Here is a 22,728-nt window from a genome sequence, read left to right as displayed (position 1 = left end):
ACGTCGCGGCCAACATCGCCCAGGCCCGGGCCAACGTCGGGCGTCCCCTGCGGGGTTGTGCACCCTGGGGTGACGGGTGGTTAGTTGCCCGCGGTGCTTGGTGACCGGTTTGGGGTTGTTCGTCGCCAGGACTCCTTCGAACGACCCGCGAACCGGACATGCCTTCACGCATTCTCGTGCTCGCTTGTCAGATTGGGCTGGCTTTTCGCCCGGATGTAGCGGCGACTGGCCAATGCGCCGACGAGCGAGAGTACAGCGAGCGCGGTAAGCCAGAACGCCGGTGCGAGGGGGGTGTCGAGGGTGGCGAGCAGCCAGGTGACGGCGACCGGTGTGAGGCCGCCGAAGAGGATGACGCCCACGTTGTAGCTGATGGACAGGCCGGTTCCTCGGGTCGCGGTCGGGAAGAGTTCGGCCATGCGGGCGCTGAGGGGGCCGGTGTACCAGGGTTTGATCAGCCCCATCAGCGTCATGACGATGGCCATGGTGGCGAAACTCGGCGCGGCTTGGAAGAGCAGGAACAGTGGGATGCTGGTGACGGCGATGCCCACCGCCGCGATTGTGAGCATCTTGGTGCGGCCGACGATGTCGGAGACGTGGCCGGCGAGCGGAGCGATCAGCACCATGATGGAGGAGGTGATCACGACAGCGGCGAAGCTGGTCGACGCGGGCAGATGGTATTGCCGAATGGCGTACGTCGGCATGTAGGTGATCAGATAGGAGTAGGCGGTGGACACCGCGAGGATCCCGATGGAGAGCGCGATCCTGGTCTTCTGCGAGCGCAGTGTCTGTGCCACCGGATGCTTCAGCTCGGTGGTGCGGCGCGCCTGGCTGAACTCCGGTGTCTCGCTGAGGTTCTTGCGGATGTAGTAGCCGACGGGGCCGAGCAGCAGACCGAACGCGAACGGAACTCGCCAGCCCCACGCCTCGAACTGCGCGTCGGTCAGGGTGCTGCTGGTGATCGCGAGCAGCAGGGTGGCCAGAACTGTGGCGAAGGCCTGGCTGGCGCCCTGCCAGCTGGCCATGAAGCCGCGCCGGCTGGCGTTCTGCTCGACGAGATAGCCCGTGGCACTGCCGAATTCTCCGCCGGCGGAGAAGCCCTGCAGCAACATCGCGAGCACCATGCCGATCGGTGCGGCGATACCGATCGTGCTGTAGCTGGGCAGGAACGTGATGATCAGCGTGGCGAGAACCATGATGCGGATGGAGATCATCAGCGCCGGCATCCGGCCCGCGCGGTCGGCGTAGGCGCCGAGCACGAGCGCGCCGATCGGGCGGACGATGTAGGACAGTCCGACGGTGCCGAATGCCAGTATCAGTGAGCTTGTCTCATCCTGGCTGGGAAAGAATTCTTTCGCGATGGTGGTGCCGACCAGGGTGTATGCGGTGAAGCTGAGCCATTCCAGCGCATTCCCGACCGATGCTGCGGCCACGGGCCGCCACTTGCTGGTCATGCTGCACCACCGATTCCGCGCAGGACCGCGGCCGCGGTCACGATGCCGGCATGGAACCGGGCGAGTTCGAAGTTCTCGTTGGGAGCGTGGTTGCGCTCGTCGACGTTGGCCAGCGGAATGCCGTAACAGGGCAGTCCGAGCCCGTCGGTGATGCCTGCGATCGGCAGGCTGCCTCCCATCGCGGGCACGAACAGCGCCGGCTTGTCCGCCGTGGCGCTCACCGCGTCGAGCACCGCCTGCGCGTAGGGCGCGTCCGGCAGGGTACGAGAGGGCTCCATCATGGCTTTGAAGGCGACCTCGGCGTGCGGAAGCCGGTCGGCCACGTGCTTGCGGACCGCGTCGACGACCGTGGCGGTCCGTTGGCCGCAGGCGAGCCGCATGTCACAACGGGCGATCGCGACCGACGGGATCACCGACCGGTGCTCCTGATTGTCCAGGCATGTGAGCGAGTTGATGGTGAAGGTGGGCAGCGCCAGCCGTTCGTTGACCCCGGCATCGCCGCACGCGTCCATGCGGTCGAGCCCGACCCCGGCGAGTAGCTCCTGCAGGGCCACGGGCAGTGCGCCAAGTGCCGCCCGCTCGGCCGCGGTCAACGTGGTGGCAACGTCGTAGCCCTCGACGAGGATGCGCCCATCGGATGCCCGCATCGTTGATAGCAGCCACACCAGCTCCCACGCCGGGTTGGCCGCGACGTTGCCCCAGTTACCCGAATGCAACGCGGTATCCGCGCCCCGGACGGTGATCTCGAAGCTCACCGCACCGCGCACGCCGAGCGATACCGTCGGCTCGTAGCTGTCGTGAACCGGCCCGTCGCTGAACACCGCGACGTCCGCGTCGAGTTCCGCGCGCATCTCCGCGAGCGTGGCCGCGAGGTGCGGACTGCCGATTTCCTCCTCACCGTCGAGCAGCACCGTCACCGAGCAGGGCAGCCCCTCCTCGCTCGCGCGCAGCGCCCGCACGGCGAGCAGCTGCGCGAAATGCTGCCCCTTGTTGTCGCCCGTGCCGCGCCCGTAGATCCGGCCATCACGGATCGCGGCCTCGAACGGCGGGCTGTTCCACTGCTCGAGCGGTCCGGCGGGCTGCACGTCGTAGTGCCCGTAGATCACCGCGTGCGGGCTGCCCTCGGGGCCCGGCGCGTGACCCACCACCAGCGGCCACCCGCCCGTCTCGACCAGCCGCGGCGCGAGGCCGCTCGCGGCCAGCAATCCCTTGGCGTGCTCGGCCGCCTCCGGCATGCCCTCCCCGGTGGCACTGACGCTCGGCATCCCGACCCAGCGGGCCAGCTCCTGTTCGTGCCGCGCCCGGTTGCGCGCCACGTAGTCCTCGATGCCCTCGATCGGATCCATGCCACCGCCCTCACCATCGATTTCACATATTGCAATCGATCGCAATCATGCATATCGGTTATGATGTCGTCAATGCCTGAACCGGAACCGCGCAGGCGGGCAACCCCGCAAGACCTGCGTGCCCTGACGCACCCGCTGAGCTGGCGCATTCTGCGCCTCTGCTTGGAGAGGCCGCAGACCAACCAGCAACTCGCACAGCGCCTCGGCATCTCGCCGGCCACACTGCTGCGCCGGGTGCGAGCCCTCACCGAAACCGGCTTCCTCGCCGTCGACCCACCCCGTCAGGGCGAACACGGAGCATGGGAACGCCCCTACCGTGCCACCGGTGAAACCTGGCGACTCGACCTCGGTACAGATGCGGACCACCTGGCCGGTCAGATCGACCTGGCTATCGTCGATGCCCACCGAGCTGAAATCGCCGAGAACAGCCCGGCGGCCAGCCAGCACACCCGACGCGCGATTGTGCACCTCGACGCCGAAGCGCGCGCTGAACTCGACCAGCGGATCGACGCCCTCCTCGACGAATTCCAGAATCGATCCACGCCGGATGGCACGCCAGTATCGATCCTGTGGAACGCGACCGAGCACGGAAGCAGGTCGTAGGACTCCGCGAGCCTTCCGGGGCGGGGCCCGCCGCGACAGGTTGATCTAGCTTTGGGGGTGTTGCCGGTGCGGTGAGCGCCGGATGATCTGCGGCTGTGAATCGCCCTTCGTTGAATCTTGGGGATCTGGTCGAGCACTGGACCGTGGTTAGTGCCGAGCAGGATCTGGTCGCGGCCAAGCATCGGGATACCCGGCTTGGGTTCGCGTTGCCGCTGAAGTTCGATGGCCGGTTCGGTCGGTTCCCGCGCGGCCGGGCCGAGTTGCATCCGGACGCGGTGGGGTACGTCGCGAAGCAGGTGGGTGTCGACGCGGTCTCGTTGGGGCTGTACGAGTGGACCGGCCGCACGATCAAGCGGCATCGCGCAGAGATCCGTACTCATCTGGGGTTTCGTGTGCCGGGACATCCCGGGGGCGGCAAAGAGCATCAACGATCGCGATCAAGCGCCGCCCGGCCGGGCGAGCACCCTGTTCGTGGTGATCGAATGTCGTGGCCGCCGTGGACACGCGTCAGGAGACTGACGCGCTGACCGGCTGTCTGAGGATGGTGCGGAGCCTCTCGGGCGCGACCTTGCGGAAGTCGCTGAGGTAGATCTCGTGGTGCTTGCCGACCATTCGGAGCCCGTTGTCCGGGATGAACTCGTGGTGCATCCGTGCCAGCACTTCGGCCTCGTCTTCGTAGGAGCCGACATGCAGTGTCTGCACGCAGCGGCCCTCGGACAGCGCGCCCAGGCGAACCTCGTGGAGGCGCAGCGGGCGATCCTTGGCCGCGATCTGTTCGATGGCGTCGGCGAACATGTCCTGGTCGACCCAATCGGGGACCATGATCATCAGCGTCCAGTCTGGAACCACTTCTTAGCGCCGGGCGAGTGGCGTCACCGGGCGCGCGGGCCGGCCATCTTCCGCCGGTGCGCGGGGCCGATCTTCAGCGCCGCGACCGTCTCGCCGTCCCACTCGTGCGGCGTCAGCCCCTCGACGGCCTCGACGAGGGCCTCCCCCACCGCCACGTCGGGCACCATCACGTCGCCGAGCAGCCCGTCCTCGCCGACCAGCACGATCCGGGCACCGGCCCGCCCCAGGTTCTCCACCACCGCGCGCGCGGACCCGCCGTGCGCGTCGACGAACGCCTTGGCCGTGGCGATCGCCTTCGGCGACGGTGCGGTGGTCTGTTCGGTGTCCTTCTCAGCAGCCGTCATGCCCCGAATCCTAAACACGTTTCACCCCCGGGCGGGCGGCCACGTTGCGCACGACACCCGCGCGCGATCGACGGGCGGCACGCCGTCCGCCGGGGATGATTTCGGCTGTCGGGTGTTCTGCGCGGCAGGCGCTTTGATCTTCTTTGAAGCGGCGCAGCCGCTTGCCCACCCGCGCAATCGGCACCGCCGCGGGTACTCAGATGTCGTCTGGCGAGAACAGCCCGAGTTTGGAAACAGCTTCCAATGGGAAGATCGGCCTGGCGTGCGGGGTTGCACCCGTCGAACGACGACAGGCGAAGGAGCGAGCATGCGTGCGATTCGGGTGGCGGCCAACGGCGGACCGGAGGTCCTGGAGTACAGCGAAGCCGAGCTGTCCGACCCGCAGCCCGGCCAGCTGCTGGTCGAGGTGGCCGCGGCCGGGGTCAACTTCATCGACACCTACCAGCGCAGCGGGATCTACTCGATGAAGCTGCCGTTCACGCCCGGCTCGGAGGGCGCGGGCAAGGTCGTCGCGGTCGGCCCCGACGTGACGGGCTTCGACGTCGGCGACCGGGTCGCCTGGGCGATGGCCCCGGGCAGCTACGCCGAGCGGGCGCTGGTGCCCGCCGACAAGGCGGTGCGGGTGCCGGACGGCGTGGACGACCGGACCGCGGCCGCGGCCCTCCTGCAGGGGCTGACCGCGCACTACCTGATCACCTCGACCTACCCGGTGCGCACCGGCGAGACCGCCCTGGTGCACGCCGCGGCCGGCGGCATGGGCCTGCTGCTGACCCAGCTGATCAAGTCGCGCGGCGCGAACGTGATCGGCACCGTGTCCACGGCGGAGAAGGAGGAGCTGGCGCGGGAGGCGGGCGCCGACGAGATCATCCGCTACACCGAGGAGGACGTGGCCCAGGAGGTCTCGGACCTCACCGACGGGCGCGGCGTGGACGTGGTCTACGACGGCGTCGGCAAGACCACCTTTGACGCGAGCCTGGCCAGCCTGCGGCCGCGCGGCATGCTGGCGCTGTTCGGCGCGTCCAGCGGCCCGGTGCCGCCGGTGGACCCGCAGCGGCTGAACGCGGCGGGCTCGGTGTTCCTGACCCGCCCGAGCCTGGCGCACCACATCCTGACCCGCGAGGAACTGGACTGGCGGGCCGAGGAGCTGTTCGGCTGGATCGCCGGCGGCACCCTGAAGATCCGCATCGGCGGCACCTACCCGCTGCCGGACGCCCGCCGGGCGCACGAAGACCTGGAAGGCCGCCGAACCACCGGAAAACTCCTCCTGCTGCCCTGAAAACCCATTTCCAGGCTCGTTTTGCGTGACGGTGCGGGTAGCGGCCCCCCTGCGGGAGTTACGGCCGCCGTCTGGACTGTGGGATCCCCGACTTGCGTATGACCAATACGCGGCATCGGGCTGTCCTCGCCAAGAACCCCGGCGGGGTGGGCACCGTCTGAGAACCCGCGGCGGTGCAAGCTACGTGGGTGGGCTAAGCGGCTGCGCCGCTTCAAAGAAAAAGACAAAACGCTCGTGCGTACTTTGGATCGCTATAGCGGTCCAAAGTACGCACGAGCGTTGGTCAGAAGGGCCAGCCCAGGACCGGGAGGCTCAGCGCGGAATCCACCGCCAGCGCCACGCACACGATCATCAGGTACGTGTTCGACATGTGGAACAGCTTCATCGGCTTGGTCTTCTCGCCGCGCTTGGTCGCGGCGTGCAGCCGGTGCGCCAGGAGGATGAACCACGCGCCCGCCAGGGCCGCGAACGCCGCGTAGAGCCAGCCGGTCGCCGGGACCAGCAGCAGCGTCCACACCACCATCAGCCAGGTGTAGATCACGATCTGCCGCGACACGTACGTGGGCTCGGCCACCACCGGCAGCATCGGGACGCCGGCGCGCTCGTAGTCGTCCTTGTACTTCATCGCCAGCGACCAGGTGTGCGGCGGCGTCCAGAAGAAGATCACGCCGAACATCACCAGCGCCGGCCAGTCCACCCGGCCGGTCACCCCGGCCCAGCCGATCACCACCGGCATGCAGCCCGCGGCGCCGCCCCAGACGATGTTCTGCGCGGTGCGCCGCTTGAGCACCAGCGTGTAGACGAAGACGTAGAACAGGATGGTGCCGACGGCCATCGACGCGGCCAGCAGGTTCGCCGTCGCCCACAACCAGCCGAAGGACGCCACGCCGAGCACGATCCCGAAGACCAGCGCGTGCCGGTTGGACACCGTGTGCCGCACCAGCGGGCGCGCCCGCGTGCGCTTCATCACCTGATCAATATCGGCGTCGGCGACGCAGTTCAGCGCGTTCGCGCTGCCCGCCGCCATGGTGCCGCCGATCAGCGTGGCGAGCACCAGCCACGGCGACGGGATGCCCCGCGCGGCCAGCAGCATCGCCGGGATCGTGGTCACCAGCAGCAGCTCGATGACCCGCGGCTTGATCAGCCCGGCATAGGCTTTCAGCAGCTCAGCGGGCCGCCGAGCGCGCCGTGTCCCGGGGGCGTCGACGACGGTGGTCACGACGCTGCGCTCACCGACGGCATGGCACTCCTAAGGCGATTCGGACGACCTGGACCAACCCGGGCACGCCGGAAATGGACCGACCACGAATAGTAGGCGCGCTACTGAAGTCGCCCTTGCGCGGGTCGCGCCTGAAGCCCCGCGAACGGACCGGTGGCCCTGGTCACGCCCCTTCCCCGGTATCCTGGCCGTGTTCCCGCCGCGACCGGGAACGGGTCGCCCTTCAGCGCGAAACCGCAGGGCACGGGCAGGCGGCAGCCGAGTCTCCGGCATCACCCGGATGGCGCAACCGTGGTCTCCCAGGCGCAGTGTCGGGCGCCGGCCGTCCCCGCTCCCCATGAGCGGCGGACATCAATGCAGACGGGTCGGCACGTGGCTGATCGGACACGACTAGGCTGCCCGTCGGACGAGGGATAACCGCGGTTCGAATCGGTCCAGCACCGCATTCGCCGTCATATAGGAAAACCGCCGAAGGAAACTTGGAGCTGCGTCCGTGTCCGTCACCGACGACCTTGCCCGCTTGACCACCAAGCACCTGCCCGAAGACTGGACCGAGCTGGACCAGCGCGCGGTGGACACCGCCCGCGTGCTGGCCGCCGACGCGGTGGAGAACTGCGGCAGCGGCCACCCGGGCACCGCGATGAGCCTGGCGCCCGCCGCCTACGCGCTGTTCCAGCGCGTCATGCGGCACGACCCCAGCGACCCGAACTGGATCGGCCGCGACCGGTTCGTGCTGTCGGCGGGGCACTCGAGCCTGACGCTGTACGTGCAGCTGTTCCTGGCCGGCTACGGCTTGGAGCTGGACGACCTGAAGTCGCTGCGCAAGTGGGGCTCGAAGACGCCGGGTCACCCGGAGTACGGGCACACCGACGGCGTTGAGACCACCACCGGTCCGCTGGGCCAGGGCCTGGCCACCGCGGTCGGGATGGCGATGGCCGCCCGCCGCGAGCGCGGCCTGTACGACCCGGCCGCCGGCGCGGGCGAGAGCCCGTTCGACCACCACATCTACGTGATCGCCTCCGACGGCGACATCGAGGAGGGCATCACCTCCGAGGCGTCGTCGCTGGCCGGTACCCAGCAGCTGGGCAACCTCACGGTGATCTACGACGCCAACGAGATCTCCATCGAGGACGACACCCGCATCGCGCTGTCCGAGGACACCGCCAAGCGGTACGAGTCCTACGGCTGGCAGGTCCTGGTGGTGCACGGCGGCGAGGACGTCAAGGGCCTGCTGGAGGCCATCGAGTCGGCCAAGGCCGAGACCGCCCGCCCGACGCTGATCGTGCTGCGCACGGTGATCGGCTACCCGGCCCCGACCAAGATGAACACCGGCAAGGCGCACGGCGCCGCGCTGGGTGCCGACGAGGTCGCCGGGGTCAAGCAGGCGCTGGGCCTCGACCCGGAGCAGTCCTTCCAGGTCGACGCCGACGTGCTGACCCACGCCCGCGAGGTCGTGGCCCGCGGCAAGGCCGCCCGCGCCGAGTGGCAGGTCTCCTTCGACAAGTGGGCGGCGGCCAACCCGGAGCGCAAGGCGCTGCTGGACCGGCTGAGCACCCGCGAGCTGCCCGCCGGCTGGCAGGAGAAGCTCCCGACCTGGGAGGCCGACGGCAAGGGCGTCGCCACCCGCAAGGCCTCCGGTGAGGTCCTCAACGCGCTGGCCGACGTGCTGCCCGAGCTGTGGGGCGGCTCGGCCGACCTGGCGGAGAGCAACAACACCACGATGAAGGGCGCCGACTCGTTCGGTCCCGAGTCGATCTCCACCAGCACCTGGAACGCCAACCCGTACGGCCGGACGCTGCACTTCGGCATCCGCGAGCACGCGATGGGCGCGATCCTCAACGGCATCGCGCTGCACGGCGGCACCCGCCCCTACGGCGGCACCTTCCTGGTGTTCAGCGACTACATGCGCCCGGCGGTCCGACTGGCCGCGCTGATGAAGACCCCGGTCATCTTCGTGTGGACGCACGACTCGATCGGTCTCGGCGAGGACGGCCCGACGCACCAGCCGATCGAGCACGTCGCCTCGCTGCGCGCGATCCCCGGCTTCTCGGTGGTCCGCCCGGCGGACGCCAACGAGACCGCGGCCTCGTGGAAGGCGATCCTGGAGGACACGAGCGGCCCGGCCGGGCTGGCGCTGACCCGCCAGGGCGTGCCGACGCTGGAGGGCGTGGACGCCGACGGCGTCGCCAAGGGCGGCTACGTGCTGGCCGAGGCCGGCAACGGCAAGCCCGAGCTGATCCTGATCGGCACCGGCTCCGAGGTCCAGCTGGCCGTCGAGGCCAGGAAGATCCTGGAGGCCGATGGCGTTGCCACCCGCGTGGTGTCCATGCCGTGCGTGGAGTGGTTCGACGCTCAGGACGAGGCCTACCGCGAGCAGGTCCTGCCGAAGGCGGTCAAGGCCCGCGTCTCGGTCGAGGCCGGCATCGCGCTGCCGTGGTACCGGTTCGTCAAGGACGCCGGCGAGTCGGTGTCCATCGAGCACTTCGGCGCCTCGGCCGACTACAAGACCCTTTACAACGAGTTCGGCATCACCGTCGACGCCGTTGTCGCGGCGGCCCGGCGCAGCCTGAGCAACGCCGAGCAGGCGTGAGCGGAGGAATTCCTGTGACCACCAATCCGAACCTCAAGGCGCTCAGCGAGGCCGGGGTCTCGATCTGGCTGGACGACCTGTCGCGCCAGCGGATCTCCTCGGGCAACCTGGCCGAGCTGATCACCGACCAGGCGGTCGTCGGCGTCACGAGCAACCCGACGATCTTCGCCAACGCGCTGTCCAACGCCGCCGACTACACCGGCAAGGTGCGCGAGCTGGCGGCCCGCGGCGCGAGCGTGGACGACACGGTGCGCGAGCTGACCACCGCCGACGTCCGGGACGCTGCGGACATCTTCCGCAACGTCTACGAGTCGACCGGCGGCGTCGACGGCCGGGTCTCCCTGGAGGTCGACCCGCGGCTGGCGCACGACACCGACCGCACCGTGGCCGAGGCCATCGACCTGTGGAAGGCCGTCGACCGGCCGAACCTGATGGTCAAGATCCCGGCCACCCTGGCGGGCCTGCCCGCGATCACCCGCGTGCTCGCCGAGGGCATCAGCGTCAACGTCACGCTGATCTTCTCGGTGCAGCGCTACCGCGACGTGATGGACGCGTTCCTGGCCGGCCTGGAGCAGGCCAAGGCCAACGGCCACGACGTCAGCCAGATCGCCTCGGTCGCGTCGTTCTTCGTGTCCCGGGTGGACACCGAGATCGACAAGCGGCTGGCGAAGATCGCCGGCGGCGAGGAGCTGCGTGGCAAGGCGGCGATCGCCAACGCCCGCCTGGCCTACGCCGCCTACCTGGAGGTCTTCTCCTCCGAGCGCTGGAAGCCGCTGGAGGCCGCCGGCGCCAAGGCGCAGCGTCCGCTGTGGGCGTCCACCGGTGTGAAGGACCCGTCCTACTCAGACACGCGCTACGTGGACGAGCTGGTCGCGCCGAACACGGTGAACACCATGCCGGAGGCGACCCTGAAGGCCACCGCCGACCACGCCGACGTGCGCGGCGACCTGGTCACCGGCACGGCCGCCGCCTCGCAGCAGGTCTTCGACGACCTCGCGAAGATCGGCATCGACCTCGACGACGTGTTCGCGGTGCTGGAGAGCGAGGGCGTCGAGAAGTTCGAGAAGTCCTGGACCGAGCTGCTGGAGACCGTCGGCCAGCAGCTGGCGCAGGCCAAGTAAGAGGAGTCACGGGTCGTTTTCCGTAGCGGAACCTCAGACGCCGCCTGGACTGCGGGATCCCCGGCTGATGTATGTCCAATACACGGCGCCGGGGACTGGCCTCGCCAAGAACCCCGACGGGGTGGGCACAGTCTGAGAACCCGCGGGTGGTCATCTTGCGTAGGTGGCCGAAAGCGGCTTCGCCGCTTGCCTGACGTCTACGTCCAGCTGAAGACGTCCCGGGCACTCGCTCTTTAAGCTGTGATTCCGGGCCGGTGCGCATCTGCCGCACCGGCCCGGATCGGCGACACTGTGGTCGCACGAAGTTGGCTTCCAAGATCGAACTCCGGAGACGCAGGTCGAACTGGGGTTCGAGTCCAACTAATTCGAGCGCTGAAGGAACTACATGGCAACCGAAACCTCCGTCGACATTCGCGATGTGGCGCTAGCGGCCGAGGCCCGACCGCTGGTCGAGCAGTTGGCCGCCGATGCGGTTGCCGGCAAGCTCGCCGCCCAGGACGCCACGCTGTGGGGTCCGGACGCCGAGAGCGAGGCATCCATCCGGCTGTCCTGGACGACGCTGCACGAGAGCTCGCGTCCGCTGCTCGCCGAGATCGACGCGCTGCGCGCCGAACTGCACGCCGAGGGCCTGGACCGCATCGTGCTGGCCGGGATGGGTGGCTCGTCGCTGGCTCCGGAGGTGATCACCGCGACCGCCGGCGTGCCGCTGGTCGTGCTGGACACCACCGACCCCGGGCAGGTCGCCGACGCGCTGGCCGGTGATCTCGACCGGACCGTGCTGGTGGTCTCCTCGAAGTCGGGCACGACCGTCGAGACCGACAGCCACCGCCGGATCTTCGAGCGGGCTTTCACGCAAAACGGAATCGATCCTGTGACCCGCATCATCGTGGTCACCGACCCCGGTTCAGCGATGGAGTCGGCGGCGCGCGAGGCGGGCTACCGCAAGGTGTTCACCGCCGACCCGCACGTGGGCGGCCGCTACTCGGCGCTGACCGCCTTCGGCCTGGTGCCCGCCGGGCTGGCCGGTGCCGACGTCGCCGCGCTGCTGGACGACGCGGCCGCCGCGTTCCGGCTGCTGAGCGCCGACGACGACGGCAACCCGGCCCTGCGGCTGGCCGCGACGCTGGGCGCGGCGCACGCCAAGGGCGCCGAGAAGGTCGTGTTCGCCGACACCGGCTCGGGCATCAAGGGCTTCGGCGACTGGGTCGAGCAGCTGATCGCCGAGTCCACCGGTAAGAACGGCACCGGCCTGCTGCCGGTGGTCGTGGAGAGCACCGACGCCCCCGGCTTCGCCGACGCCGGCGCGGACGCGACGACCGTGGCCGTCGGGCCGGGCGTCGACGGCGCGCGGATCAGCACCACCGGCCCGCTGGGCGGCATGTTCCTGCTGTGGGAGTTCGCCACCGCGGTGGCAGGCCGGCTGCTGGGCATCGACCCGTTCGACCAGCCGGACGTGGAGGCCGCGAAGAAGGCCGCGCGGGCGCTGCTGGACGGCCCGGCCGGTGGTCCGGCCGCGACCCCGACGCTGGTCGACGGCTCGATCGAGGTGCACGCCTCCGGCGACTGGGTGACCGCCGGCGTCGGCAACGTGGCCGAGGCTCTGCGGGCATTCCTGGCCGTCGCGCCGGAGCGCGGCTACCTGTCGATCCAGGCGTACCTGGACCGCCTCGACGACGCCTCGACCGCGGTGCTGCGGCCGGAGCTGGCGCGCCGCACCGGGCTGCAGACGACCTTCGGCTGGGGACCGCGATTCCTGCACTCCACCGGCCAGTACCACAAGGGCGGCCACCAGAACGGCGTGTTCCTGCAGATCACCGGGGCCACCGAAGAGGACCTGGAGGTGCCGGACCGGCCGTACACTCTGGCCGGGCTGCAGCGCGCCCAGGCGCTCGGCGATGGCCAGGTGCTCGCCGACCGGGGCCGGCCCGTGCTGCGGCTGCACCTCACCGACCGGGCGGCCGGGCTCGTCGAGCTGGTCAAGGCCGTGCAGGACCTGCGCTCCTTGGAGGACCAGGCGTGATTCAAAGCGAACAGTGGCAAAACCCGCTGCGCGACCCGCGGGACAAGCGGCTGCCCAGGATCGCCGGCCCGTGCGGGCTGACGATCTTCGGCGTGACCGGTGACCTCTCCCGCAAGAAGCTGATGCCGGCGATCTACGACCTCGCCAACCGCGGCCTGCTGCCGCCGGGCTTCGCGCTGACCGGCTTCGCCCGCCGCGACTGGGCCGACCAGGACTTCGGCCAGGTCGTCTACGACGCGGTCAAGGAGCACGCGCGGACCCCGTTCCACCAGAACGTCTGGGACAGGTTGGCGGAGGGCATCCGGTTCGTGCCCGGCTCGTTCGACGACGACGCCGCGTTCGACCGGCTCGCCGCCACGGTCAAGGAACTCGACGCCGACCGGGGCACCGGCGGCAACCACGCGTTCTACCTGTCGGTGCCGCCGTCGGCGTTCCCGACGGTGCTCAAGCAGCTGTCGCGGTCCGGGCTGACCGAGCCGACCGACGAGAGCTGGCGGCGGGTGGTCATCGAGAAGCCGTTCGGCCACGACCTGGAGAGCGCGCGGCACCTCAACGGCATCGTCAACGAGGTGTTCCCCGAGGAGTCGGTGTTCCGCATCGACCACTACCTCGGCAAGGAGACGGTGCAGAACATCCTGGCGCTGCGCTTCGCGAACCAGCTGTTCGAGCCGATCTGGAACGCGCACTACGTGGACCACGTGCAGATCACCATGGCCGAGGACATCGGCCTGGGCGGGCGCGCCGGCTACTACGACGGCATCGGCGCGGCGCGCGACGTGATCCAGAACCACCTGCTGCAGCTGCTGGCGTTCACCGCGATGGAGGAGCCGGTCTCCTTCTCGCCGCAGGACCTGCGCGCGGAGAAGGTCAAGGTGCTGTCGGCGACCAAGCCGGTCGGCCCGTTCGACCAGACCACCGCCCGCGGCCAGTACACCGGTGGCTGGCAGGGCGGTTCGCTGGTGCCGGGCCTGCACGAGGAGGGCGGTTTCGCGTCCGACTCGATCACCGAGACCTACGCGGCGATCACCCTGGAGGTGGAGAGCCGGCGGTGGGCCGGGGTGCCGTTCTACCTGCGCACCGGCAAGCGGCTGGGCCGCCGGGTCACCGAGATCGCGGTGGTGTTCAAGCGCGCCCCGCACCTCCCGTTCGACAGCACGATGACCGAGGAGCTCGGGCAGAACGCCCTGGTGATCCGGGTGCAGCCGGACGAGGGCATCACGATGCGCTTCGGCGCGAAGGTGCCGGGCACGTCGATGGAGGTGCGCGACGTGACCATGGACTTCGGTTACGGGCACGCGTTCACCGAGTCCTCGCCGGAGGCCTACGAGCGGCTGATCCTGGACGTGCTGCTCGGCGAGCCGTCGCTGTTCCCGGTCAACGAGGAAGTCGAACTGTCCTGGCAGATCCTCGACCCGGTGCTGGAGCACTGGGTCGCCCGCGGCAAGCCCGAGCCGTACAAGGCCGGGACGTGGGGTCCGCCGTCGGCGGACGCGATGCTGGCCCGAACCGGACGCGTCTGGAGGCGACCGTGATCATCGATCTGCCGTCCACCACCACTTCGCAGGTCAACAAGAAGCTGGTCGAACTGCGCGAGTCCGGTGGTGCGGTCGCGCTGGGCCGGGTGCTGACGCTGGTGATCGTCACCGGTGACGGCACCGAGGTGGAGAAGGCCATCCAGGCCGCCAACGACGCCAGCCGGGAGCACCCGTGCCGGGTGATCGTGGTGGCCAGCGGGGCGCGGCAGGCCGCGCCGCGGCTGGACGCCCAGATCCGCGTCGGCGGCGACGCGGGGGCGTCGGAGGTCATCGTGCTGCGGCTGTACGGGCCGCTGGCCGACGAGGGCGCGGGCTCGGTGGTGCCATTGCTGCTGCCGGACGCCCCGGTGGTCGCGTGGTGGCCCTCGGACGCGCCGGACAGTCCCGCGAAGGACCCGATCGGCGCGCTGTCGCACCGGCGGATCACCGACGCGGCGGCCGACGGGGACCCGATCGTCTCACTGCAGAAACGCGTCCAGTCCTATGTGGATGGTGACACGGATCTGGCCTGGACCAGGCTGACCTCGTGGCGCGCGGTGCTGGCGGCGGCGCTGGACCTGCCGCCGCACGAGGCGGTCACGGCCGCCACGGTCACCGGCGCGGCGGACTCGCCGTCGACCGACCTGCTGGCCGCGTGGCTGGCCAGCTACCTGGGTATCCCGGTGCGCCGGGTCGAGCACCCGCGCGGGCCGGGCATCGTCTCGGCGGTGCTGGAGCGCTCGTCGGGCAACGTGGAGATCGTCCGCCCGGACGGCAAGGTCGGGACGCTGACCCAGCCGGGTCAGCCGGACCGGCGGGTGTCGCTGCAGCGCCGCGAGGTGCGCGACTGCCTCACCGAGGAACTGCGCCGCCTCGACCCGGACGAGATCTACGAGGCCACCCTGGAGGGCCTGGACAAGATCGTGCGCGGCGAGGAGGAACCGGCGGAAGCAGAGGCCGGTTCATGAGCCGGCCGGAAGTGGTCGTGCACGCCACCGGCGAGCTGCTCGCCGCCGCGGCGGCGGCCCGGCTGATCATCAGGCTCGTCGACGCGCAGGCCGCGCACGGCGTGGCGTCGGTGGTGCTCACCGGTGGCCGGACGGGCATCGGCGTGCTCGAACAGGTCAACCGCTCCCCCGCCCGGGACGCGGTGGACTGGGCGAACGTGGACGTCTACTGGGGCGACGAGCGGTTCCTGCCGGACGGCGACCCGGACCGCAACGAGACCCAGGCCCGCCACGCCCTGCTGGACCACGTCCCGGTCGACCCGGAACGGGTGCACGTGATGGCGCCGGCGGACGGCAAGTTCGGCCCGGACGCCGACGCGGCGGCGGCGCACTACGCGGAGGTGCTCGCGACCACGGCGTCGCGGGCGACCGACATCGCGGTGCCGCACTTCGACGTGCTGCTGCTGGGCGTCGGCGAGGAGGGGCACACGGCGTCGCTGTTCCCGGACACGCCGTACGTGCAGGAAGCCGAGCGGACGGTGGTGGGCGTGCACGACTGCCCGAAGCCGCCGCCGACCCGGATCTCCCTGACGCTCCCGGCGATCCAGGCGGCTTCGGAGGTCTGGCTGATGACCACCGGCGAGGCGAAGGCCGAACCGGTGGCGGCGGCGCTGGGCGGGGCGAAGCCGGTGGACATCCCGGCGGCGGGAGCCCGCGGCCGGGACCGAACGCTGTGGCTGCTGGACCCGACCGCGGCATCGGCCATCCCGACCGGAGGCTGATCCTTCGCGGCGAAGGGCACCTTCGAGCACGAGTTGCTCGGAGGTGCCCTTCTCGTTTCGGGTCCTTGATCCATCTCGGCTACGCGGGCGGCGTCGCTGGTCCAGACTGAGCCGGTGGATCAGGAACGCAATGCGGTCACGGAGTTAGTCGTCGAGGTCGATGCCCGGACGGTCGCCCAGGGACGCACCATCGTCCTGCGGTCGCGGCGCACCTCCGCTTGGACGACGTCGATCGCCGCCGGGATCATCACCGGGCTCGGCGTCGGCGGCGCCCTGACACTTCCCGCCAACTGGCTGGTGATGCTGATGATCGCGTTCCCGGGCTTGCTCCTCGCGCTCGACGCCGGACGCCAGTTCGCTGCGACGCGACGTCTGCGGGAGACCTGGCAGCGAGCCGGGATTCCCGCGGTGGCGATGCGAATCTCGGCTGCGGGACTGCACTGCAGCAACGAGGCGGCACCGGCCGTCTTCCTCCCCTGGCCCGCCGTCGCCGGGATTCATCTCAAACGACGGCTCGGCCAACCGATGCTCGTGCTGGAACTCGCGCCCGGCACGACCGCGGCGACGCCGGGCGTTGTCGGGCTGGACCATCCCGACGTTCAGCGCGCCCTGCGCACGAAAACGCTCGGGGTCCGCGGCTTGTGGTTCGGAGTCCGCTCGCTCCGGCAGCCCCTCGAGGAGATCGATCGAGCATTCGCCCACTTCACGAACGGCCGGGTGCGGTGCTTGCCCTGAATTCCCCTGCCAGGCCGGGTTTCCGAGTTCAATCGGCATGAGCGGGAACAATCGGCCGCGGGCACTGGGTAATCTTCCGCGTTATGCGCCGTGGACGGGGTCGACTTCATCGCGTCAGCGCATTCGTGCTGGGAGTTTCCGTCAGCGCGGTGCTGTTGCCGACCGCCATCAACATCGGCACCGGCGGCACCGCACCGGCGTTCCTCGCGCCCTACACCGACTGGACCTGGCCGGTCATCGGTGTGTTGTGGGCCGTTTCCGTGGCCGCCGCGCTGTGGGAGATGCTGGCGCGCCAGCAGTCGGCCATCACAAGCCGTCCCGTCGACCACCCGCGCAACCGGCCGAACGCCCTGGATCGCGTCGAGCACTACGTCCACCAACGGTTCTCGCAGTCCCTCGCCGCTAAGGCGCGCATCGAGCTGGACCTCGACGAACGGCCGGACGCGGTTATCCGCCCGCAGTCCCTGACGGTGCAACCCGTCGGCGGTGCCGAGCACGCCATCGCGTCGAACGCGCCGATCTCCGAGATCTTCGACGAGCTCCACCAGTCCATGCTCGTCCTCGGCGACCCCGGCGCGGGCAAGACCACGCTGCTGCTGGAGCTGGCCCACGCGCTGGTCGCGCGCGCCCGGCAGGATCCGGAACAGCCGATCCCCGTCCTGCTCGACCTCTCGGGATGGCCCGGCACCGACGACAAGAAGCGCGAGCCCGCCGACTTCGTCCAATGGCTGCGTGACGAACTGCGGCGCAGGTACACCATTCCGCACGCGGTCGCCGACGCATGGCTGGCAGCGGGCGAGCTGGCGTTGCTGCTCGACGGTCTCGACGAGGTGGCCCCGGAACACCGCGAGGAGTGCGTCCGCGCGCTCAACTCCTTGCCGCAGAAGGTGTTCGTGCCGCAGATCGCGGTGTGCAGTCGCCTGGGCGAGTACGACAGGTTGCCCGAACGGCTCAGCCTGCACGGCGCGGTGCGCATCCAGCCGCTGACCCGCGATCGGCTGGCGGAGTACTTCGAGGGCGCCGGGCAGGGGCTCCACGGCGTCCGGTCGATGCTGACGAGCGACCCGGAGCTGTGGGAACTGCTGGACTCTCCGCTGATGCTCAACATCATGGCGCTGGCCGTGCAGGGAGCCGACGGCACGCAACTGCGGGCCGAGGACACGACGAGCGCCCGCCGGGAGCTGTTCGACGCCTACGTCTGCGAGGTGCTGGCGCGCCGGGTCACACCGCCGTCCCGCTACACGCCTCGGGAAACCGTCCGCACGCTGTGGTTCATGGCGATGCTGGCCCGGGACTCCTATCGCGGGAACGCGGTGCTGAGGAAGCGGTTCCTGTCCCACCTCGACTGGTACAAGTGCGTCCCGCTCGACGTCACCGTTGCGGCCACGGGCGTTTTCACGCCGGTGGCGTTGGCGGCTTTCACCGCGCCCATCGTGCTCGCCGCAATGGTGCAGTTCGGCCTGTTCGCGGGTGTGGTCACCGCATGCGCTGCAGCGGTGGGAACGGGCTTGGCCAGCCGCGACCCGCTCCCGCCGGCTGGCGCGCGGTCGTCACCGCATCTGGCCAAAGCCGCCCGCTTCGCAGTGGTCGTCGGCCTGACCGCCGGGGCGGGCGCGATCGGCGTCATGCTGGCGGTGTGCTGGGTCCTGGCTGGTGCCCCCGCACCGGTTTCCGCCGCCATCATCGCCGCGGGTGTCGCTGTCAGCGCTGGTCTCACGGCATCGGCTTACTTCGTGTCGGAAGCTGTCACCGCGTGGCTGGTCGCGCTCGCGGCCGGACTCGCGACCCTGGTGCTGACGCTGTGGATCGGCCCGACCGAAGAGCTGGTGGGAGCCTGGGTGGTCGGTTTGGCAGGCAGCGCCTTCATCGGCTCGACGGCCTTGCACACAGTCCATTTCTGCATCTCCAGGTGGATTGTGGACGAGCCGAGGAACTGGAACTTCACCAAGCAGACCGTGCTCTGCGCGGTCGCGGGAGCGCTCGTCGGGGTGTCGCTGGGCATCGCCGTGGGCGCACCGATCGACCCGCGCTTCCTCGGGTTCGCCGTCGGTTTGGTGCTCGGCGGATGCGGGTTCCTCGCCTGGGAGGACGGTCCAGGAGCATCGCTGCTCGGCCTGCTGGCGTTCCGCTTCACCGGCTACCTGCCGCCCAGGCGGCGCGACTTCCTCGCGCACGCCGCAGATCGAAGCCTGCTGAGCCGGTCGGACGGCGAGTGGCGGTTCGTGCACCTGCTGGTGCGCGACCACCTCGCCGAATGCGATCCCGCCCTGCTCGGCGCACGCGCCGAAAAACGGGCCCGAAAGCTGGCCAGGAACCGCTCCCGCCAGACGGCGTGACGCGACCCGATCAACCGGGTCAGGAGAGTTCGGCGCAGAGGTCGCGTTCCGCGCCGTGCGCCCGGCGCACCCAGCGGTGGTCGTCGGCGATGTCGACCGCGTACTCGCCGGTCAGCAGGTAGAGGCCCGGATCGTGGTTGCTCTCGCCCGGGCCGAAGCCGATCAGGACCAGTCCGCGCCAGTCCCAGGTGACGACGTCGTCGGGCCGGTAGGTCAGGCAAGAATTTCGAGTTTTGGCTCGTACTCGCATCGCGCCGGATGGCATATTCCGCCAGATCGCCGGGTGGCTCTCGGCGGCCCGGCATCGGCCCGGATCAGGCGACGGCGGCGGTCCTCGCCATTTCGGCGCCGTTGGTCGTACGCTGTGGCGCGCAGTTGTCGATCAGCGGCGAGGTGAGCTGGGATGACCCGCATTCAGGGGTTGCGCCGGATCCGGGCGGACATGATGGGGCTGGCGCTGGGATTGGTGGCGATCCTGCTCGGGTTCTTCGGGACCACCGGCGTTGCGGCCAAGGAGCCGACCACCGCGATGCGCGGGATGTGGATCGCCGGGGTGGAGAACATCGACTGGCCGAGCAAACCGGGGCTTTCCGCAGCGCAGCAGCAGGCCGAGTACCGGAAGCTGCTCGACCAGGCCGTCGCGAACAAGCTGAACGCCGTGTTCGTCCAGGTGCGGCCGACCGCCGACGCGTTCTGGCCGTCGCCGCACGAGCCGTGGTCGCACTGGCTGACCGGGCAGCAGGGCCGCGATCCCGGCTACGACCCGCTGCGGTTCATGGTCGACGAGACGCACAAGCGCGGCCTGCAGTTCCACGCCTGGTTCAACCCGTACCGGATCAGCATGACCGACGACCCGCAGGCGCTCGTCCCGGAGCACCCCGCACGCAAGCACCCGGAGTGGACCTTCGCCTACGGCGGCAAGCTCTACTACAACCCGGGCGTGCCGGCGGCCCGCGAGTTCGTGACCGGCGCGATCATGCACGCGGTCGAGAACTACGACGTCGACGGCGTGCACCTCGACGACTACTTCTACCCCTACCCCGTCGAAGACCAGAAGATCCCGGACGAGAAGACCTTCGCCGAGCACGGCAAGGACTTCGACGACATCGAGGACTGGCGCCGGCACAACGTCGACCAGCTGGTGTCCGACCTCGACGCCCGGGTGCACCGGGCCAAGCCGGACGCGGAGTTCGGCGTCAGCCCGTTCGGCATCTGGCGCAACGCGGCCAGCGACCCGGCGGGCTCGGACACCAAGGGGCTGGAGTCGTACTCGGCGATCTACGCCGACACCCGCAAGTGGGTGCGGGAGGGCTGGGTCGACTACATCGCCCCGCAGGTCTACTGGCAGATCGGCCACCCGGCCGCCGACTACGCCGCCCTGATCCCGTGGTGGTCCAAGACGGTCTCGGGCACCGGCGTGGACCTCTACATCGGCCAGGCCGCCTACCGGGTCGGCAAGGAGGGCTGGACCGATCCCGGCGAGCTCGCCGCCCACCTGGCGCTCAACAGCGACTACCGCGGCGTCAAGGGCGACATCTACTTCAGCGCGAAGTCGCTGACCACCAACGCCGCCGAAGCCATGGCGCGCGTCGTCCGGGAGCACTACGCCGAATACCCCGGCTGACCGGCGGCACTACGGTTCGGTGATCACCACGATGCCGTCCTGGTCGGACACCACGCGCTCACCAGGGACGAACCGGATGCCGCCGAGCTCGATCACCTCGTCGACGGTTCCCTCGCCGGTCTTGGTGCTCTTGCGCGGGTTGGCACCCAGCGCCTTGACGCCGAAGTCCATCCCAGCCAACACCGCCGAGTCGCGCACCGCGCCGTTGATGATGACCCCGCTCCAGCCGTTCGAGCGGCCGATCTCGGCGATCACGTCGCCGATCAGCGCGGTGTGCAGCGAGCCGCGGCCGTCGATGACCAGCACCTGGCCGTCGCCGGGCTCGGAGAGGACCTTCTTGAGCAGGGCGTTGTCCTGGAAGCAGGTGACCGTGCGGATCCGGCCTTCGAACGCCTCGCGCCCGCCGAGGTTGCGGAACTGCACGTCGCAGCTGCGCACCTCCGGGCCTTCCCGGTCCGCGAGATCAGCCGTCGCCTGAGCCATGAATCCTCCCGGATCGCCGCTGCCGTGGACGGCGAGCGTACCCACCGGTAGCCGGGCACGACCCAGCACCGCGACCAACGCCACACCAACCCTCCGCCGCGGAGCCCCGCCCAATTTCGCCCAAAATCGGAAACCCCAGCGCCGCGACTCGTCGCCCGCAATTTTGCCTAAAATCGGGGATCCCTCCCGCGCTGCGGCGGGTCATGGCTGGTCGCAGGCTTGGGCGCGGTCTTGGAGGAGGGCTCGTTCCCGCTCGTTCGCGGTGAGAGATGCCGCTCGTTCGAACTCCGCGCGGGCTTCGGCGCGCCGACCGAGCTTGACGAGCAGGTCGCCGCGGACGCTGGGCAGCAGGTGGTAGTTCTGCAGCGCCGGTTCGGCCGTCAGCTGGTCGACCAGGTTCAGGCCGTGTTCCGGGCCGAACGCCATCGACACCGCCACCGCGCGGTTGAGCTCCACCACCGGCGACGGCGAGATGTCGGCCAGCGCCTCGTAAATCGCCGCGATGCGCGCCCAGTCGGTCTCCTCCGGAGTCCGCGCCCGCGCGTGGCAGGCGGCGATCGCGGCCTGCACCGCGTACGGACCGGGCTCGCCGCCCAATTCCTCCGCGCGGGCCAGCGCCGCGAGCCCGCGCCTGATCAGCAGCTGATCCCATCTCGCGCGGTCCTGCTCCAGCAACAGCACCGGCTCGCCCGTCCGGCCGATGCGCGCGGCGGCGCGGGACGCCTGGATCTCCAGCAGCGCCACCAGTCCGTGCGCCTCCGGCTCGTCCGGCACCAGCCCGGCCACGATGCGCCCGAGCCGCAGCGCGTCCTCGCACAGCTCGGTCCGCATCCAGTCGTCGCCCGCCGTGGCCGCGTATCCCTCGTTGAAGACGAGGTAGACGACCTCCAGCACCGACGGCAGGCGGGCAGCCAGCTCCGCGCCGCTCGGCGCCTCGAACGGAATCCGCTTGCGGGCCAACGTCTCCTTCGCCCGCACGATGCGTTGGGCGATGGTCGCCTCCGGCACCAGGAACGCGCGGGCGATCTCCTTCGTCGTCAGCCCGCACAGCACGCGCAGGGCCAACGCCACCCGCGCCTCGGTCGACAGCACCGGATGGCACGCCGTGAACACCAGGCGCAGCAGGTCGTCGCCGAAATCCGGGCCGGCGTCGATCTCGACGTCGCGGTGGTGTTCGAGCTCGCGGCCCAGTTCGTCCTGTTTGCGCTCCAGGCGCTGGTTGCGGCGCAGTTGATCGATCGCGCGGTGCTTGGCGGTGGACATCAGCCAGGCCCCCGGGTTCGGCGGCACCCCGGCCTCCGGCCACTTCTCCAGGGCGATGACCAGCGCGTCCTGCGCGAGTTCTTCGGCCAGGCCGACGTCCTGCACGATCCGCGCCAAGCCCGCGATCAGCCGCGCGGCTTCGATCCGCCAGACGGCCTCGATGGCGCGGTGCGCTTCGGAAACGGGTGTGACCCAGATACGGCCCAAACGGGCCATGGGATGATC

19 protein-coding genes and 1 pseudogene are annotated in these 22,728 nt (G+C 70.0%); 12 read left to right on the top strand and 8 right to left on the bottom strand.

The annotated features are described in order from the left end of the window. Positions 1 to 164: 164 nt before the first annotated feature. Both AB0I53_RS30140 and AB0I53_RS30135 read right to left on the bottom strand, forming a co-directional pair. Positions 165 to 1,451: an MFS transporter gene (locus AB0I53_RS30140; protein WP_358610268.1), complete on the bottom strand. Its 1,287-nt coding sequence runs from the start codon at positions 1,449 to 1,451 to the stop codon at positions 165 to 167. Then, the gene (locus tag AB0I53_RS30135; RefSeq protein WP_358610266.1) at positions 1,448 to 2,842 is read right to left on the bottom strand and encodes a M20/M25/M40 family metallo-hydrolase; all 1,395 of its coding nucleotides are present in this window, start codon (positions 2,840 to 2,842) and stop codon (positions 1,448 to 1,450) included. Before AB0I53_RS30135 ends, AB0I53_RS30140 begins: the two co-directional genes overlap by 4 nt. Positions 2,843 to 2,857: 15 nt before the next feature. Between AB0I53_RS30135 and AB0I53_RS30130 the strand changes: the two genes are divergently transcribed. Together AB0I53_RS30130 and AB0I53_RS30125 are read left to right on the top strand one after the other, a co-directional pair. After that, positions 2,858 to 3,400, top strand: coding sequence for a winged helix-turn-helix domain-containing protein (locus AB0I53_RS30130; RefSeq protein ID WP_358610263.1), 543 nt, complete (start codon positions 2,858 to 2,860; stop codon positions 3,398 to 3,400). A 95-nt stretch (positions 3,401 to 3,495) separates the two neighbouring features. After that, a complete protein-coding gene (locus tag AB0I53_RS30125) occupies positions 3,496 to 3,927 on the top strand; it encodes a DUF4158 domain-containing protein (RefSeq protein WP_358610260.1) in 432 nt (143 codons plus the stop codon). On the opposite strand, the pseudogene AB0I53_RS30120 reads toward AB0I53_RS30125, so the two are convergent. Further along, positions 3,908 to 4,240 (bottom strand): annotated as a pseudogene (locus AB0I53_RS30120) (GyrI-like domain-containing protein); the annotation flags it as partial. The gene AB0I53_RS30125 and the pseudogene AB0I53_RS30120 overlap by 20 nt on opposite strands. A gap of 32 nt (positions 4,241 to 4,272) precedes the next feature. After that, on the bottom strand, positions 4,273 to 4,593 hold the full coding sequence (locus tag AB0I53_RS30115) for a hypothetical protein (protein WP_358610257.1): 321 nt from the start codon (positions 4,591 to 4,593) through the stop codon (positions 4,273 to 4,275). 307 nt (positions 4,594 to 4,900) lie between these two features. On the opposite strand from AB0I53_RS30115, the gene AB0I53_RS30110 reads away from it, so the two are divergent. After that, positions 4,901 to 5,869, top strand: a complete 969-nt coding sequence (locus AB0I53_RS30110; RefSeq protein ID WP_358610254.1) for a quinone oxidoreductase — start codon at positions 4,901 to 4,903, stop codon at positions 5,867 to 5,869. Positions 5,870 to 6,152: 283 nt separating this feature from the next. Here the strand turns inward: AB0I53_RS30110 and AB0I53_RS30105 are convergent, their stop codons facing one another. Then, a complete protein-coding gene (locus tag AB0I53_RS30105) occupies positions 6,153 to 7,088 on the bottom strand; it encodes a heme o synthase (protein ID WP_358610251.1) in 936 nt (311 codons plus the stop codon). A gap of 493 nt (positions 7,089 to 7,581) precedes the next feature. Here AB0I53_RS30105 and tkt point away from each other — a divergent pair, with 493 nt between their 5' ends. The 8 genes from tkt (at position 7,582) to AB0I53_RS30065 (ending at position 19,133) form a co-directional block, all read left to right on the top strand. Beyond that, positions 7,582 to 9,678: a transketolase gene (gene tkt, locus AB0I53_RS30100; RefSeq protein ID WP_358610248.1), complete on the top strand. Its 2,097-nt coding sequence runs from the start codon at positions 7,582 to 7,584 to the stop codon at positions 9,676 to 9,678. A gap of 14 nt (positions 9,679 to 9,692) precedes the next feature. Further along, a complete protein-coding gene (gene tal / locus AB0I53_RS30095) occupies positions 9,693 to 10,799 on the top strand; it encodes a transaldolase (protein ID WP_358610245.1) in 1,107 nt (368 codons plus the stop codon). Positions 10,800 to 11,184: 385 nt separating this feature from the next. Next, positions 11,185 to 12,819, top strand: a complete 1,635-nt coding sequence (locus AB0I53_RS30090) for a glucose-6-phosphate isomerase (protein ID WP_358610242.1) — start codon at positions 11,185 to 11,187, stop codon at positions 12,817 to 12,819. Then, a complete protein-coding gene (zwf, locus tag AB0I53_RS30085; RefSeq protein WP_358610318.1) occupies positions 12,819 to 14,351 on the top strand; it encodes a glucose-6-phosphate dehydrogenase in 1,533 nt (510 codons plus the stop codon). Before AB0I53_RS30090 ends, zwf begins: the two co-directional genes overlap by 1 nt. Continuing rightward, on the top strand, positions 14,348 to 15,301 hold the full coding sequence (opcA, locus tag AB0I53_RS30080) for a glucose-6-phosphate dehydrogenase assembly protein OpcA (RefSeq protein WP_358610239.1): 954 nt from the start codon (positions 14,348 to 14,350) through the stop codon (positions 15,299 to 15,301). The genes zwf and opcA overlap by 4 nt, the downstream gene beginning before the upstream one ends. Then, positions 15,298 to 16,062, top strand: a complete 765-nt coding sequence (gene pgl, locus AB0I53_RS30075) for a 6-phosphogluconolactonase (RefSeq protein WP_358610236.1) — start codon at positions 15,298 to 15,300, stop codon at positions 16,060 to 16,062. Before opcA ends, pgl begins: the two co-directional genes overlap by 4 nt. A 114-nt stretch (positions 16,063 to 16,176) precedes the next feature. Then, positions 16,177 to 16,797, top strand: a complete 621-nt coding sequence (locus tag AB0I53_RS30070) for a hypothetical protein (RefSeq protein WP_358610233.1) — start codon at positions 16,177 to 16,179, stop codon at positions 16,795 to 16,797. 125 nt (positions 16,798 to 16,922) lie between these two features. Continuing rightward, positions 16,923 to 19,133 carry an NACHT domain-containing protein gene (locus AB0I53_RS30065; RefSeq protein ID WP_358610230.1) on the top strand — a complete coding sequence of 737 codons (2,211 nt, stop codon included), beginning with the start codon at positions 16,923 to 16,925 and terminating at the stop codon, positions 19,131 to 19,133. 19 nt (positions 19,134 to 19,152) lie between these two features. On the opposite strand, the gene AB0I53_RS30060 is transcribed toward AB0I53_RS30065, so the two are convergent. Then, positions 19,153 to 19,383 carry a hypothetical protein gene (locus AB0I53_RS30060; protein WP_358610227.1) on the bottom strand — a complete coding sequence of 77 codons (231 nt, stop codon included), beginning with the start codon at positions 19,381 to 19,383 and terminating at the stop codon, positions 19,153 to 19,155. A 153-nt stretch (positions 19,384 to 19,536) separates the two neighbouring features. On the opposite strand from AB0I53_RS30060, the gene AB0I53_RS30055 reads away from it, so the two are divergent. Further along, complete coding sequence (locus tag AB0I53_RS30055) at positions 19,537 to 20,757, top strand: family 10 glycosylhydrolase (protein WP_358610224.1); 1,221 nt, start codon at positions 19,537 to 19,539, stop codon at positions 20,755 to 20,757. 9 nt (positions 20,758 to 20,766) lie between these two features. Here the strand turns inward: AB0I53_RS30055 and rraA are convergent, their stop codons facing one another. Together rraA and AB0I53_RS30045 are read right to left on the bottom strand one after the other, a co-directional pair. Then, on the bottom strand, positions 20,767 to 21,240 hold the full coding sequence (rraA, locus tag AB0I53_RS30050; RefSeq protein WP_358610315.1) for a ribonuclease E activity regulator RraA: 474 nt from the start codon (positions 21,238 to 21,240) through the stop codon (positions 20,767 to 20,769). A gap of 201 nt (positions 21,241 to 21,441) precedes the next feature. Continuing rightward, complete coding sequence (locus tag AB0I53_RS30045; RefSeq protein WP_358610221.1) at positions 21,442 to 22,719, bottom strand: RNA polymerase sigma factor; 1,278 nt, start codon at positions 22,717 to 22,719, stop codon at positions 21,442 to 21,444. Positions 22,720 to 22,728: the final 9 nt, after the last annotated feature.

Source organism: Saccharopolyspora sp. NPDC050389, from assembly GCF_040655595.1.
Taxonomy (GTDB): Bacteria; Actinomycetota; Actinomycetes; order Mycobacteriales; family Pseudonocardiaceae; genus Saccharopolyspora.
This window is presented reverse-complemented; position numbering and strand designations above follow the sequence as displayed.